The organism is Rhodopirellula sp. UBA1907, assembly GCF_002337565.1.
GTDB lineage: Bacteria > Planctomycetota > Planctomycetia > Pirellulales > Pirellulaceae > Rhodopirellula > Rhodopirellula europaea.
The window spans coordinates 33,788-34,109 of the sequence record NZ_DDGH01000096.1 but is presented as its reverse complement, the minus strand read 5'-3'; the positions used below and the strand labels follow the sequence as shown (position 1 = coordinate 34,109).

The 322-nt window shown below is 60.6% G+C and carries 1 protein-coding gene; it reads left to right on the top strand.

Annotated elements, in window-relative coordinates; genetic code table 11:
• The coding region (locus B2R17_RS23040) for a hypothetical protein (RefSeq protein ID WP_286765855.1) at window positions 1-322 on the top strand (322 nt) is incomplete at both ends.

The following is a 322-nucleotide window of genomic DNA, read 5'->3' as shown; positions in this document are numbered from 1 at the left end:
GTCGGCGAGTTGGCTCCCTCCGGCACCGCGATGTTGATCATCAACGCCAGCGTCAACAACAACGTGACCGCCGACTCTCCGACAATCACCAACCGCACCGAAGTCATCGCGGCCGGACAAGTCGACTCGGACAGCACGCCTGACAACAACGAACCGACCGAAGACGACCAAGCCAGCGTGACCGCCCGTGTCGAGTTCATCGATTTGTCGCTGGAAAAGACCGTCGACAATCCGGCTCCCAACGTCGGCGATCGCGTCGCTTTCACAATCACATTGACCAACGATGGCGAGACCGCGACCACGCGAGACACGGCGACCAACA